This is a genomic window from Streptosporangium heterodermiicola (assembly GCF_051390675.1).
Lineage (GTDB): Bacteria > Actinomycetota > Actinomycetes > Streptosporangiales > Streptosporangiaceae > Streptosporangium.
On sequence record NZ_JBPJSR010000016.1, the window covers coordinates 185,696 to 199,403 of the forward strand.

At 72.9% G+C, this 13,708-nt stretch carries 12 protein-coding genes; 10 read left to right on the top strand and 2 right to left on the bottom strand.

Going from position 1 to position 13,708, the window contains the following annotated elements; translation table 11 throughout:
• Positions 1 to 135: 135 nt before the first annotated feature.
• The 9 genes from ACSC1Q_RS30595 (at position 136) to ACSC1Q_RS30635 (ending at position 9,917) form a co-directional block, all read left to right on the top strand.
• Complete coding sequence (locus ACSC1Q_RS30595; protein WP_436762151.1) at positions 136 to 1,218, top strand: fatty acid desaturase family protein; 1,083 nt, start codon at positions 136 to 138, stop codon at positions 1,216 to 1,218.
• Positions 1,219 to 1,347: 129 nt separating this feature from the next.
• On the top strand, positions 1,348 to 2,109 hold the full coding sequence (locus ACSC1Q_RS30600; RefSeq protein ID WP_436762152.1) for an SRPBCC family protein: 762 nt from the start codon (positions 1,348 to 1,350) through the stop codon (positions 2,107 to 2,109).
• Between the two features lie 290 nt (positions 2,110 to 2,399).
• Positions 2,400 to 5,189 carry a Na+/H+ antiporter subunit A gene (locus tag ACSC1Q_RS30605; RefSeq protein ID WP_436762153.1) on the top strand — a complete coding sequence of 930 codons (2,790 nt, stop codon included), beginning with the start codon at positions 2,400 to 2,402 and terminating at the stop codon, positions 5,187 to 5,189.
• Positions 5,186 to 6,007, top strand: a complete 822-nt coding sequence (locus ACSC1Q_RS30610; RefSeq protein ID WP_436762154.1) for a Na(+)/H(+) antiporter subunit C — start codon at positions 5,186 to 5,188, stop codon at positions 6,005 to 6,007. The genes ACSC1Q_RS30605 and ACSC1Q_RS30610 overlap by 4 nt, the downstream gene beginning before the upstream one ends.
• A gap of 115 nt (positions 6,008 to 6,122) precedes the next feature.
• Complete coding sequence (locus ACSC1Q_RS30615) at positions 6,123 to 7,778, top strand: Na+/H+ antiporter subunit D (protein WP_436762155.1); 1,656 nt, start codon at positions 6,123 to 6,125, stop codon at positions 7,776 to 7,778.
• A 14-nt stretch (positions 7,779 to 7,792) separates the two neighbouring features.
• Positions 7,793 to 8,335: a Na+/H+ antiporter subunit E gene (locus tag ACSC1Q_RS30620; RefSeq protein ID WP_436762156.1), complete on the top strand. Its 543-nt coding sequence runs from the start codon at positions 7,793 to 7,795 to the stop codon at positions 8,333 to 8,335.
• Between the two features lie 61 nt (positions 8,336 to 8,396).
• Positions 8,397 to 8,657 (top strand): MrpF/PhaF family protein, encoded by a 261-nt coding sequence (locus ACSC1Q_RS30625; RefSeq protein WP_436762157.1) that lies wholly within the window; start codon positions 8,397 to 8,399, stop codon positions 8,655 to 8,657.
• Positions 8,654 to 8,983 (top strand): monovalent cation/H(+) antiporter subunit G, encoded by a 330-nt coding sequence (gene mnhG, locus ACSC1Q_RS30630; protein WP_436762158.1) that lies wholly within the window; start codon positions 8,654 to 8,656, stop codon positions 8,981 to 8,983. The genes ACSC1Q_RS30625 and mnhG overlap by 4 nt, the downstream gene beginning before the upstream one ends.
• Positions 8,984 to 9,008: 25 nt before the next feature.
• Entirely contained in the window at positions 9,009 to 9,917 is a 909-nt protein-coding gene (locus ACSC1Q_RS30635; protein WP_436762159.1) for a hypothetical protein, read from the top strand.
• Between the two features lie 87 nt (positions 9,918 to 10,004).
• Here ACSC1Q_RS30635 and ACSC1Q_RS30640 read toward each other — a convergent pair whose 3' ends face one another.
• Both ACSC1Q_RS30640 and ACSC1Q_RS30645 read right to left on the bottom strand, forming a co-directional pair.
• A complete protein-coding gene (locus tag ACSC1Q_RS30640) occupies positions 10,005 to 10,985 on the bottom strand; it encodes an MBL fold metallo-hydrolase (protein WP_436762160.1) in 981 nt (326 codons plus the stop codon).
• A 200-nt stretch (positions 10,986 to 11,185) separates the two neighbouring features.
• Positions 11,186 to 12,067 carry a serine hydrolase gene (locus ACSC1Q_RS30645; protein ID WP_436762161.1) on the bottom strand — a complete coding sequence of 294 codons (882 nt, stop codon included), beginning with the start codon at positions 12,065 to 12,067 and terminating at the stop codon, positions 11,186 to 11,188.
• Between the two features lie 161 nt (positions 12,068 to 12,228).
• Here ACSC1Q_RS30645 and ACSC1Q_RS30650 point away from each other — a divergent pair, with 161 nt between their 5' ends.
• Positions 12,229 to 13,233 (top strand): LysR family transcriptional regulator, encoded by a 1,005-nt coding sequence (locus tag ACSC1Q_RS30650; protein WP_436762162.1) that lies wholly within the window; start codon positions 12,229 to 12,231, stop codon positions 13,231 to 13,233.
• Positions 13,234 to 13,708: the final 475 nt, after the last annotated feature.

Sequence of the window (13,708 nt, forward strand, 5' to 3'; positions counted from 1 at the left end):
TGGGGTGTGAGCGGGGGTTTGGGATTACGGCGGTCACGGAATCCTGGGATGGTCGGCTTGCTTGGTTGACGTCGATCTGTGGCGCTACCGGCTGACAAGATCATGTCGAGTGATCCGACCCATCTGAGGAGAACCGTGACCAACTCCACCGCGATCGATGACGCGGATCCCCCCGCCGTTCCGGGGAACACCGTCCAAGGGGACGGGGAGCGGGGCAGTGACTTCGCCCGCCTGTCGCGCCGGATCGCCCAGGCGGGACTGCTCGACCGGCGCCCCGGTTACTACGCCGCGCGGCTCGTCCTGGTCGCGGCGTCCTTCGTCGGTGGCTGGGCCGCCTTCTTCGCCCTCGGCGACTCGTGGTACCAGCTGCTCGTGGCGGTCTTCCTCGCTGTGGTGTTCGCCCAGATCGGGCTGGTCGCCCACGACCTGGCCCATCGCCAGGTCTTCCGCTCCCGCCGCTCCAGCGAGATCGCCGGGCTGGTGGCCGGGAACCTCGCCATCGGCATGAGCTACGGCTGGTGGATGGACAAGCACACCCGCCACCACGCCAATCCCAACCACGAGGACCACGACCCCGACGTCAACCCCGACTTCCTGCTCTGGTCGCGCGAGCAGGCCGCCGAGAGCAGGGGGCTGCCCAGGTTCGTGGGCCGCTGGCAGGCGTTCCTGTTCTTCCCGCTGCTCACGTTCGAGGGGTTCAACCTCCACGTGTCCAGCGTCCGGGCGCTGATGCGCCCGACGATGAAGCACCGGGCCGTGGAGTCGTCGCTGCTGGTCGTGCACGCCGTCCTGTACGTGGGCGCGCTGTTCGCGGTGCTCTCGCCCGGCAAGGCCGTGGTCTTCCTCCTCGTGCACCAGGCGATCTTCGGCGTCTACCTGGGCTGCACCTTCGCCCCCAACCACAAGGGCATGCCGATGCTCAGGGGCGAGGACAAGCTCGACTTCCTCCGGCGCCAGGTGCTGACCTCGCGCAACGTGCGCGGCGGAGTGGTCCTGGACGTCGTGCTCGGCGGGCTCAACTACCAGATCGAGCACCACCTCTTCCCGAGCATGCCGATGCCCAACCTGCGCCGCGCCCAGCCGATCGTCCGGGCGTACTGCGAGGAGCTGGGGGTCGACTACCTGGAGTCCGGGATCGTCAGCTCGTACGCGCAGGCGCTGCGTCACCTGCACGACGTGGGCGCGCCGCTGCGGGCCGGGAGTCCCGTGGCCGGCTGATCCGTATCAGCCCCCCGCCGGGCCGGGGTCCGGTTCGAGGCGCTGGGGCAGCACTGACAAGGGCGGGTCCGGGCGGCGGGCAGATGTTGCTGTTATCCGTCCGCCCGGCGATTGCCTAGGGTGCTTGGTGTGAAGCTCGCAGGCAGTGCCGTGCTCGGCATCGACAGAGATCGTGTGTGGTCAGCGCTCCAGAACCCGGCCGTGCTCGTACGCACGATCCCCGGGTGCGAGCGCCTGGAGGAGACGGGGCCGGACACCTACCGGATGACCGTCACCGCCGGGGTGGCCTCCATCAAGGGCGTCTACCAGGGCGAGGTCGCCCTGTCGGAGCCCGAGGCGCCGGAACGGTTCGTGCTCAGGGCGCGAGGCCAGGGCGCCCCCGGCACCGTGGACGCCACCGTGGAGATCCGCCTCAGCGAGGTCGAGGGCGGCACCCGGATCGACTACGACGCCGAGGCCGTGATCGGCGGCATGATCGGCGGGGTCGGCCAGCGCATGCTGGGCTCGGTCGCGAGGAAGACCGCGGGGGAGTTCTTCTCCGCCGTGGAGAGCCACCTCGTCTCCGGGGAGACTCCCGTTCCCGCCCCGGTTCCGCTCTCCGCGCCCGCTTCCGCTTCCGCCCCCGCCGACGGCGTGCTCACCCGGGTCACGCCGGGGGGCGACCCGTCGCTCACCGGGCCCGCCGCGGCCGCCGCGCCGGGAGCTCCGGTCGCGGCCGGTCAGGCCGGATCCGCGCACGTCTTCGAGCGCCCGGCCCCGGCCGGGCGGCCCAGGCAGGGGGTCCCCGCCTGGTCACTGCTCGCCGCGTTCGGGATGGGCGCGGGCGTCGCGCTCGGCAGCGCGGTGATCGGCTGGCTGCTCGGCCGTACCGGCGGGCGCGGGAGGCGCTGACAGCGCTCCGTGTCAGGTCCGTGGCAGGCTCGTGGCAGTTTCGTGGCAGGGCGGAGTGCCCCGTGGGCTGCGTTCCCCGGGGCAGCGTTCTCCGGCGGCGTTCCTCGGCGGGACGGCGCTCTCCGGTTCGAGGAGCCGGCGGGGAGTCGGCGGGGAACCGACGGGGAGCCGATCACGGCCCGGTGAAGAACCGGCGGTGTTCGGGTCAAGCGGCCCGCGTGCTTGACCGGTGAAACGTGTGCCTCCCGGCATTTTGGGATACGTCGGCCACGACGGGTGCCCGGGGGGACATGGAGCCGCTGCTGATCCTGCACGCCGTGGCGGCGGTACTCGCCCCGGCCCTGGTGCGCCGCTTCGGCCGGGACGCGTTCCTCGCGCTCGCCGTACCGCCCGCCTGCGGGTTCGCCTACACGGCCAGGATCGCCCTGGCCGGCGTCCCGGTCGAGTCGCACCACGACTGGGCCCCGGCCCTCGGCCTGGGGCTGTCCTTCCGCGCCGACGCGCCGGCCGTGCTCATGATGGCGCTGGTAACCGGGGTGGGCGCGCTGGTCGTGCTGTACTGCTCGCGCTACTTCGCCGCCACCGCCGAGGGGCTCGGCCGGTTCGCCGGGGTGCTGGTGGCCTTCGCCGGGGCGATGCTCGGCCTGGTGGTCGCCGACGACCTCCTGCTGCTGTACGTGTTCTGGGAGCTGACCACGGTCTTCTCCTACCTGCTGATCGGCCACGACCCCGCGAGCAGGACCGGCCGCAGGGCCGCGACGCAGGCGCTGACCGTCACCACGTCCGGCGGGCTGGCGATGCTGGGCGGCATGGTCGTGCTCGGCGAGGCCGCCGGGACGTACCGTGTCTCGCGGATCGTCGCCGACCCGCCGTCCGGCGGCCTGGTCCCGGTGGCGGCGGTGCTGATCCTGGCCGGGGCGCTGTCGAAGTCGGCGATCTTCCCGTTCAGCATGTGGCTGCCCGCCGCGATGGCCGCGCCGACGCCGGTCTCGGCCTACCTGCACGCCGCGGCGATGGTGAAGGCGGGCGTCTACCTGCTCGCCCGCCTGGGCCCGGCCCTCGGGGACCTCGCCGTGTGGCGCTGGACGGCCGTACCCCTGGGCCTGCTCACCATGCTGCTCGGCGCCTGGCGGGCACTGCGCGAGTACGACCTCAAGAAGCTGCTCGCCTACGGCACGGTGAGCCAGCTGGGGTTCCTGACCGTGCTGTTCGGCGCGGCCACCCGCGACACCGCGCTCGCCGGGGCCGGGATGCTGCTCGCGCACGCGTTGTTCAAGGCGTCGCTCTTCCTGGTTGTCGGCGTCGTCGACCGCTCCACCGGGACCCGCGACCTGCGCGAGCTGAGCGGCCTGCGGCGCTCGGCGCCGTGGCTGTTCGCGACCGCCGCGGGGGCGACCGCCTCGATGGCGGGCGTCCCGCCGTTCCTGGGGTTCGCCGGAAAGGAGGCCGCCTTCGAGTCGCTGCTGACCGGGCGGCCCGCCGACACGGTGGTCCTCGCGGGAGTCGTCCTCGGCTCCGCCCTCACCGCCGGGTACAGCGCGCGTTTCCTGTGGGGCGCCTTCGGCGACAGGCCGGGCCGGGAGCCGGTGCCGGTGCGCCGTACCGGCGCCGCGACGTTCCTGCCGCCCGCGCTGCTGTCGGCGCTCGGGCTCGCCGCCGCCCCGCTCGCCGGGCGGTACGGCGCGGCGATGGAGGGCTACACCGCCACCTTCCCCGGCCCCGGCCACGGCACCCACCTCGCGCTGTGGAGCGGCGCGCCGGTGCCGCTGCTGCTGTCGGCCGCCGCGCTGGCGGGGGGCGCGCTCCTCTTCCTGGTCAGGGAACCGCTGGTACGGGTGGCGACGGCGCTGCACGTGACGGACTCCGGCCGGGTCTACTGGGCGCTGGTCCGCGGGCTGGTCCGCTTCTCCCTGCAGCTCACCGGCGTCGTCCAGCGCGGCTCGCTGCCCGACTACCTCATGATCGCGTTCGTGTCCCTGGCGGGGGTCGCGGCCTTCTCGCTGCTGTACGGGCCCTCGCCCGGCCTCCGCCCGGACGTGGTGCTCTGGGAGCGCGTCGAGCAGCCCGTCATCGGCGTGCTCCTGATGGCCACGGCCGCCGTCGCGCTCAGGGTGCGCTCGCACGTCGTGCTGGTGCTGGTCGCGGGCCTGACCGGGTACGGCACGGCGCTGCTGTTCCTCGTGCACGGCTCCCCCGACCTGGCCCTGACCCAGTTCCTCGTCGAGACGCTGAGCCTGGTCGTGTTCGTGCTGGTGCTGCGCAGGCTCCCCCTCGGCCCCCGGGAGGACCGGCCCCGGGTGCCGTTCGGCGCGCGCCTCGTCCTCGGCGTCGTGAGCGGCGCGGTGGTGGCCGGAGCGGGGGTGCTCGCGATGAACGCGCGGCAGGCGACGCCGGTCGGCACGATGATGGTCCCGGCCGCGAGGGAGGCCGGGGCCGCCAACGTCGTCAGCGCGATCCTGGTCGACATCAGGGCCTGGGACACCATGGGGGAGACCTCCGTGCTCGTCGTCCTCACCCTCGGCATGACCGGCCTGGTCTTCCTGCGCAGCCGGTCGTACGCGCTGAGGACCCCCCGGGGCAGGACCCGCGACGACTCCCGGACGTACTGGCTCGCGGCCACCCTGCCCCCCGGGCAGCGGGCGGTCATCTTCGAGCTGGTGGCCCGGCTGACCTTCCACACGGTGATGGTGGTCTCGGTCTTCCTGCTGTTCACCGGGCACGGCGCGGTGGGCGGGGGGTTCGCCGGGGGCATGGTCGCCGGTCTCGCGCTGGTCGTGCGCTATCTCGCCGGAGGCCGGTACGAGCTGGCCGCCGCCGCGCCGGTCACCGCCGGGGTGCTGGTCGGCCTGGGACTGCTGCTGTGCGCGGTCACCGCGTTCTGGGGGCTGCTGGCCGGTTCGGGGCCGCTGGACATGCTCGCCGCCGACCCGCATGTCCCGCTCGTCGGAGACCTCCACCTGTCGACCGTGCTGCTGTTCGACGTCGGGGTCTACGTCACGGTGATCGGCATGGTGCAGGACGTCCTGCGCGGCCTGGGCGCCGAGCTGGACCGGAGGATCGACGAGGGGGAGGACCGGTGACCGCCCCGCTGCTGCCCCTCCTGGTGGCCGGCACGCTCGTGGCCACCGGGGTCACGCTGCTGCTGGAGAGGAGCCTGGTCCGGCTGCTGGCCGGGGTCATCCTGCTCGGCAACGGGGTGAACCTGCTCATCCTCACCGCGGGCGGGCCGCCGGGAAGGCCGCCGATCCTGGGCACGGCCGCCCCCGGGCGGATGGCCGACCCGCTGCCGCAGGCCATGGTGCTCACCGCCATCGTCATCACGCTGGGCGTCACCGCCTTCCTGCTCGCCATGGTCCACCGTTCCTGGCAGCTCACCGGGGCCGACGAGGTGCAGGACGACACCGAGGACCGCCGGGTGCGGCTGCGGGCCAGGCGCGGCGAGCTCGGCCAGGACGTGCTCGAACGCAGGGAGGCGTACCGGCGGCTGGTCAGGGAGCAGCGCGCCGAGCTCGCCCGCCTGCGGGAGGCCCGCCACGAGCGGGAGCGCGGGGAGGCCGCGGAGCTGGAGCGGCGGATCCTCGACGTCAACGTCGACCTGGGCCGCTGGCTGCAGGAGCACAAGGACGAGGGACTGTCCGCCGAACAGCTCGCCGAGCGGTTCGCCGAGGCGCGGCGCGAGGAGGAGGCCTCCAAGGAGGAGCGGCGGGAACGCGTACGGGAGATGCGCGCCGAGTTCGCCCGCAGGGAGCTGGAGCAGGTCGCGCGGGAGCGCGAGATCCGCGGGCGGCTGCACGCCCGCCGCCGCGACGCCCTCAGGAAGATGCGCGCCGCGATCCGCGCCGACCGGGCCCGGCAGGCCAGGGCGCAGGACGACACCGACCTGGAGGGGGAGGACTGATGCGGGAACGCGTCCCGCGCGGTGCGGGAGGGAAGCCCGTGCGGGGCGGGCAGGTCGTGAGGGGCGAGGTTCCGGGGGGCGGGCAGTTCGTGAGGGACCGGGGGAGGGGGTGCCGGTGGAGGCGCTGATTCCGGTGCCCGTGGTGCTGCCGTTGCTGGCCGCCGGGCTCAAGCTGGCCATCGGCCGCAGGCTGGTGCGGCTCCAGGCGCTCATCAGCGTGGGCACGCTCGCGGTGGTACTGCTCGTGTCGCTGCTCCTGCTGCCGGCCGCCGACCGGGAGGGGCCGCTGGTGGCCCACGCCGGAGGCTGGGGCGCGCCGATCGGCATCGCGCTCGTCGCCGACCGGCTCTCCACGCTGATGCTGGCGGTCTCCTCCGCGGTGACGCTCTGCGTGATGGTCTACTCGCTGGCCCAGTCCCGTGCCGACCAGGAGCACAGGGCACCGCTGTCGATCTTCCACCCGGCTTATCTGATCATGGTCGCCGGGGTGTCGGACGCCTTCCTCTCCGGTGACCTGTTCAACCTCTTCGTCGGGTTCGAGATGCTGCTCGGCGGCTCGTACGTGCTGCTGACCTTCGGCGGGACCGAGGCCCGCATCCGGGCGGGAGCCACCTACACGGTGGTGGGGCTGGCGTCGTCGCTGCTGTTCCTCGTCGCGATCGCGGTCGCCTACGCCGCGACCGGCACCGTCTCGATGGCACAGCTGGCCGAGCGGTTCTCGGTGCTGCCCCAGCACATCAGGCTGCTGGTCGAGCTGACACTGCTGCTGGTCTTCGTGGTCAAGGCCGCGATCTTCCCGATGTCGGCGTGGCTGCCCGACTCGTACCCGACCGCGCCCGCCCCCGCGACGGCGCTCTTCGCGGGGCTGCTCACCAAGGTCGGCATCTACTCGATCATCCGGCTGGAGGCGCTGCTGTTCCCCGGCGGACCGGTGAGCGGACTGCTGATGTGGGCGGCGCTGCTGACCATGCTGATCGGGGTGTTCGGGGCGGTGGCGCAGACCGACATCAAGCGCATGCTCTCCTTCACCCTGGTCAGCCACATCGGCTACATGGTGTTCGGGGTCGCGCTGTTCACCGTCGCGGGCATGGCGGGCGCCATCTTCTACGTCGCCCACCACATCACCGTGCAGACGAGCCTGTTCCTGGTGACCGGCATGATCGAGCGCCGTACCGGCACCACCTCCCTGAACCGGCTCGGCGGCCTCGCGAGGGCGGCCCCCGCGATCGCGGTGCTCTTCTTCGTACCCGCGACGAACCTGGCCGGGATACCGCCGATGTCCGGCTTCCTGGGCAAGCTCGGTCTGATCCAGGCGGGTGTCGCGGACGGCCGCCCGATGGCCCTCACCCTGGTCGCGGGCGGGCTGCTGACCAGCCTGCTCACCCTGTACGCGGTGGCCACGACCTGGAGCAGGGCCTTCTGGGGGGCGCCGGCCTCACCTCTCCAGGAAACGACCGCGGAGGGACGAGCCGTGCGGGAGAGCGGGGACGGCGAAGGCGCGGCCGATACGGGAAGGGCGGCCGGAGCGGGAGACCGGGGGAGCGGGACGGGTACGAGAGGGGCGAGGGGCACCGGGGGGATCACCGGCAAGGCCGTCGTCACCGCCGTCGCCATGCCGGCGCCGATGCTCGCCGCCACGGCGGCGCTGGTGGTGCTGGCCCTGTCGTACACCGTGCTGGCCGGGCCGCTGTCCGCCCTGGCCGAGCGGGCCGCGGACGAACTACTGGCCCGCGAGCCCTACGTCTCCGCGGTGCTCGGCGGTGGGCGGTGAGGGGGCCGGGTCCGGTGATCCCGGTGCCCCGGGTGCTGGGCAGGCCCGTACCCCTGCCGCTGGTGGCCTGGCTGACGGTGGTCTGGCTGCTGCTCTGGGGGGACCTCGGCGTGGGCAACGTGCTCGGCGGCCTGCTGACCGGGCTGGTCGTCGTGTGGCTGCTGCCGCTGCCTGTCCAGGATTCCGGTATCCGGCTCCATCCCGTCGGGATCCTGCTGTTCGTCGTCCGCTTCGCGGGGGACCTGGTGGTCTCCAGCCTGCGGGTCGCCTTCTGGGCGCTGCGCCCGGGGGCGCCGCCCCCGGTCCAGATCGTCGAGGTCAGGCTGGGCTCCTCGTCGGAGACGGTGGCCGTGCTGATGACGGTGGCGTTGTCGGCGCTGCCGGGCAGCCTGGTGCTGGAGGCGAACGTCCGGCGGAGACTGCTGGTGCTCCACGTGCTCGGCATCCCGGGTGACGCGCCGACCGTCACCCGGGTCACCCGCGAGGACGTCACCCGGCTTGAGAGCCGCGTCGTGGCCGCCTTCGGCACCCGCGCCGACCGGGAGGAACTGCGATGACGGTGACGTACGAGGTCATGACGTACCTGGGGAGGACGGGGATGTGGGAGGGGGAGTCGCGGTGACGGTGACGTATCTGGTCGTTCTGGTGCTGCTCGCCGCCGCCGCCGTGATGACGCTCTACCGCCTGGTGCGCGGCCCCACGATGCTGGACCGGGCCGTCGCGCTGGACGTGCTCACCGCCGTCGTCATGTGCGCGGTCGGGGCGGAGGCGGCGACGTACCGGGAGTACTCGGCGCTGCCCGTGCTGCTGGTGCTGTCCCTGCTGGGGTTCGTCGGCTCGGTCTCGCTGGTGAGGTTCTTCGCGGGACGTGCCCGGTGACCGCGCCGGACGTGGCCGCCGGCGCGTGCCTGCTGCTGGGGGCGGGGCTGGCGTTCGCGGCGGGGGTGGGGCTGGTCCGGTTTCCCGACACCCTGTCCCGCATGCACGCGGCGACCAAACCCCAGGTGCTCGGCCTCCATCTCGTCCTGCTCGCCATGTGGCTGCGCCACCCCCGCTGGGCGGTCGCCGGGCCCCTGCTGCTCATCGCCGTCTACCAGGTGGTGACGGCGGCGGTGGCCGCCTACATGGTGGGAAGGGCGGCGCATCTCGCCGAGTCGCCACGGGACGACGGCACGGCCGTACCGCCCGGTGACGCTCGCGCCTAAGGATCTCCCGGCGTAACGTGTCGGTATGCGTGATGCACGTGCGGAGGACGCGAGGACCGAGGCCAGACGACTGATCCGCGATCTGCTGGGCGAGGAGCGGCCGGACGCCGCCCTGCTGCTGGGCGAGGCGGAGGCCGCCCTGGGCGCCGACCGCGTCGCGCGTTCCGTCGAGCTCGTGCGCGGAGCCCCCCTCACCCGCAGATCCACCGAGCTCGCCGCGCTGGCCGGTCTGCTGGTCGGCACCCGCGAGCTCGGAGGGGAGTGGTGGCGCCAGGAGCGCGGCGGCAAGCTGCCCGCGCCCGAGGAGGTGCTCCAGACCGCCACGGCCATCGAACCGTGGACCGACCTGACCGTCCTGGAGATGCTCGCCGCCTGGATCGCCGACGACGCGGCAGACGAGACCTGGGGCCGTCCGGCCGCGGTCACCGACCTCAACTCCTGGCAGGCCGAGGACCGCGTCGAGCTGCCCAAGGACGCGCACCCCGGCCAGCGGATCGTGGTCTCCTTCGACGCGGGCGGCCGTCTCGACGCGGTGGTCCTGCGCCGCGCCGACGACGGGGCCGACGGGCTCGGCTCCAATCTCGACTTCGACTCCCTTCGTTACTCCCGCCCCGCCGAGGCCCAGTGGAGCTGGGGCGTCGCCGCCGGGCTCGGCCCCCACCGGCTGGACGAGCACCCCGACCCGTACGAGCAACCGGTCGACGCCAAGGCCGCCGCGACCCTGCACGCCTGGGCGTTGCGCCACGGCGCCTCCGCCGAGCAGGCCGGTGAGGTGTGGCGCGTCAAGGGCGACGTCGTCGCCTCCATCGAACGGATCGACTGGATGTGGCGCAGCGGCGAGTGGTTCGCCTGGTGGCGCGGGGTGTCCGCCCTGATCGACGGCGAGCCCGAGCAGCTGGCCGCCCGCCTTGAGGAGATCGCCTCCGCTCCTTAGGCGGACCGCCGGCACGGACTCGCGAGCACGGACCTGTGCACACGGACTTTTGCGCACGGACCCGGCGAAGGGCCGTGAGCACGGGTGTCAGCCGAAGGTGTGCGGTGTCAGATAATCCGGGATCACGACCTTCGTCCCGGGGCTGACCCTGCGCACCGCCGCGACGAACTCGGTGAGGCTCCTCCGCGACTTCTCGTCGGCCTGCGGCGGGTTCCGCAGCGCCACCTCGAAGTTGTCCCAGTGCACCGGTACGACCACGCGGGGCATGTCCAGGGCCCTCAGGAGGCGCGGCACGTAGTCGTACGTGGACGACGAGGAGGTGGTGGGGATCATCGCGACGTCCGGGGCGAGCCCGGTGAGGTTGCGCTCGACGAAGTCGCTGCCGCCCATGAAGAAGACCGACGGGCCGCCCTTGACCGTCACCTGGAACGCCAGGGTGTCGCCCTCGGGCAGCTCGGAGATGGTCTCCGGTCTGCGCTCCGGCCTGGCCGTCCGGACGCCGGGGAAGACCATGGAGTAGTCGGCGTTGCGGCTGTGCAGCGACGCCACCACCTCGACGACGTAGTCACCGAAGTCCAGGACCTCCCCGCCCTTCACCGGGCTGAGCAGGTTGCTCCTCACGTCGAACGCCAGCGCCAGGTTGCACGCGGTGGCGGTGCCGACCACCCGTGCCCCGGTCGACGTCGCGATGTGCGGGACGTCGCTGAAGTGGTCCCAGTGCGCGTGCGTCACCAGCACCACCTTCGGCGTGCCCGTGTGCTCGCCGACCGCGTCGGTGTCGACCGTGAGCGGGGTCGCGGGCCTGAACGCGCCCGCCGCCAGGCCGGTGTCGAACCGCGTCACGTACGGGTCGACGAGGAACGTCGACGCCCCCACGTCCACGCGCCAGCCCGACGTACCGAGCCAGCGGAACGTCGCGGCGGCCTTCTTCCCGCCCGGCCGCGCCGTCGCGGCCCCGGTGGGGGACGGGGACAGGAGGTCTCCGGCCGCCGGTGCCAGCGCGGCCCCCGCCAGCGCCGCCCCCGCCGTCGCGGTGCGCAGGAAACCTCTTCGATCGAATCGGGACATGTCTCCCCCTTGGTGGTACGGATGAACGCGCGGCCGTCACCGGTCGTCCGGGTGACGACCACCGGCCGCGTACGGCCCGCTGAGGACCCAACCACCACCGGCCCGTCCACGTCCAAGATCCGTGACCGTCGTCTCTCATAGGCGAACGCGTATCAGACCAGGTGAGACGGGGTCTCACCTGGTGCGCGGGGGAGGGGGACTCACCCGGCGCGCAGTGCGTCGACGGCGGTCCGCGCGGCCTGGCCGATCGCCAGGTCGACGTCGACGCGCCGGGTGGGCAGCTGCCTGGTCCGGGCGAAGACCGCCACCGCGTAGCTCTCGCCGGAGGGATACTCGACGACCCCGGCCTCCATGTGCAGGCCGGGCAGCGTCCCCGTCTTGGCGGCCACCCGCGTCCCCGGAGGGAAGCCCGAGGCGATCCGCGTCCAGAAGATCTGCCGTGTCATGTAGTCGCGGACGGCCGCGCACGCCTCCGGCGGCCCGGCCTCGTCCCGCCAGATCAGCCCGAGCATCCGGGTCATGTCACGTGCCGTGCCGGAGGTCGTGTGATCGGGGTCGAGGACCCGCAGTGCCCGTACCCGCTCAGGGGGCAGCGTCGGGAAGATCCGCGCGAACTCGGCGTCGTCCCGCGCCCCCACGTCCGCGAGCATCGACTCCAGCACCTGCCTCGGTCCGCCGATCACGCGCGTGCGGGTCAGTCCCAGCTCCGCCGCCAGCATCCGTACGGTGTCCAGGCCGACCCTCCGCATCAGCAGGTCGGCGGCGGTGTTGTCGCTGACCTGCATGGCGAAGTGGGCGAGGTCGCGCAGCGACATCTCCAGGTCGTCCGCGCATCCGGCGGTCCCCCATCCGCCGAGCCTGTCCCGTGCCGTCACGAGAACGCGTTCGGCCGGGTCGAGCTGACCGGCCGCCGCCTGGCGGGCGAACTCCAGGACCAGGAGCACCTTGAGGATCGAGGCGATCACGACCTGCTCGTCGGCGCGCACGGAGATCTCGCGGCCCCCGGTGACGTCCAGCGCGTGCAGGTTCCCCTCCACCCCGGCGGCCGTGAAGATTCCCGCTATCCGTTCCTCTGCCGACATGCCCGCAACGCTATCCAGGCCCGCCACCCGATCGTGACGCGGCGCGGGTCCGCGGGTCCGTGAGCCCATGGGTCTGTACGCGGTGCTGGTCAGTGGGTCCCTGCCGTGCCGCAGGTCCGTGACGCGGCGCGGGTCCGTGGGCGATCGCCTATCGTGACGCCGTGGACCTTTCCCGGCATCTGCGGCAGTTCATCGTCGTCGCCGAAGAACTGCACTTCGGCCGCGCCGCCGAGGTGCTGGGCATCGCGCAGCCGCCGCTCAGCCAGTCGATCCAGCGGCTGGAGCGCGAGCTCGGTGCCGAGCTGTTCGACCGCTCGCGCCGGCAGATCGAGCTCACCATGGCGGGCAGGCTCCTCGTCGGGGAGGCGAGGCGGTTCCTCGCCGGTGAGGAGCGCCTGCGGGCGACGATGCGCCGGGCCGGCGACGGTGAGCTGGGAACCCTCCGGGTCGGGGTACCCCCGGAGATCCCGGCCGTGACGCTGCACGCCCTGCTGCGGCACGTCAACGCGGAGACTCCGGGGCTGCGGCTGGAGCTTCACGAACTGACCACTCCGGAACAGCTGCGCCGCCTGACCTCGGCCCAGCTCGACGCGGGCCTCGTGCACCACCCCGTCGACGTTCCCGGCCTGCGGTCCGGGCCCGTCGTGGAGGTCCCGCTGGGCGTGGTGCTGCCACGCGCCTCCCCCCTGGTGCTGCCCAGGCCGGAGTCACGGCCGTGGGAGATCGCGCTGGCCGACCTCGCCGGGCACGACCTCGTCGTCTTCCCGCGCGAGACCTCCCCCGCGTGGTACGACCGCGTGCTCGATGTCTGCCGCGCGGGGGGTTTCTCGCCCGTACGCCTTCAGCACGCCCGCAACCCGGAGTTCTTGCTCGGACTCGTGCTGGCGGGGCACGGGGTGGCGTTCGAACAGGAGGCGGTGGCCCGCAGGGAGCCTCGGCTGGTCTGGCGCCCTCTGGCCGGAGCGCCTCTCCGGCGGGGGATCTGCGTCGCCTGGCCGGAGCGTCCGGCCCATCCGGCGGCCGCCGGATTCGCCGCCCTGGCGGCCGGGATCCTCGCCCAGGACGTTCAGGACGCCCAGGACGTCCCCGCCGGGACGCCACGGGCGGCACCCGGGGCGTCCCCGCCGCCCGCGCCCCGTCCCTGGTCCGTCGTCTACACCCCGTAGTCGTCCGTCTTCCGCAGCCCCCGCCGGTCACGCTCGATCTTTCCTCTGGGCGGGCAGGGGCCGGCCGGCCCGGCGGCGAGGAGCGCCGTCGCGAGGCCGCTGTCGTGGCGGGCGATCCCGGCGGTTTTACCTGGCGGATAAAGAATCCACACCGCAAAGAATGCTCTACCAGGACAAGACTATTTCTCTATCGACGTTCAACACACACGGGTGTAAACACAGATGAATCCACACATATATGGCGATAAATCAACACCGTGTTCGTTTTGGGGGACGTAGCAGAAGATTCTGCGTCACGTGCGGGTCATCGAACGGGTGGATGTGCGCGCCGACGGCGGGTTTCCGGTCACCACCGGAAACGTTCGCCGTGAACCGGCCGTCGTGAGCGGGCCGCACCGAGCCTTACGCGCGCGCGAAGGACCGATAGCGGAACGGGTCCCCAACGTCCGGAAGGGGAGCCGGTTCCGTCGACGGG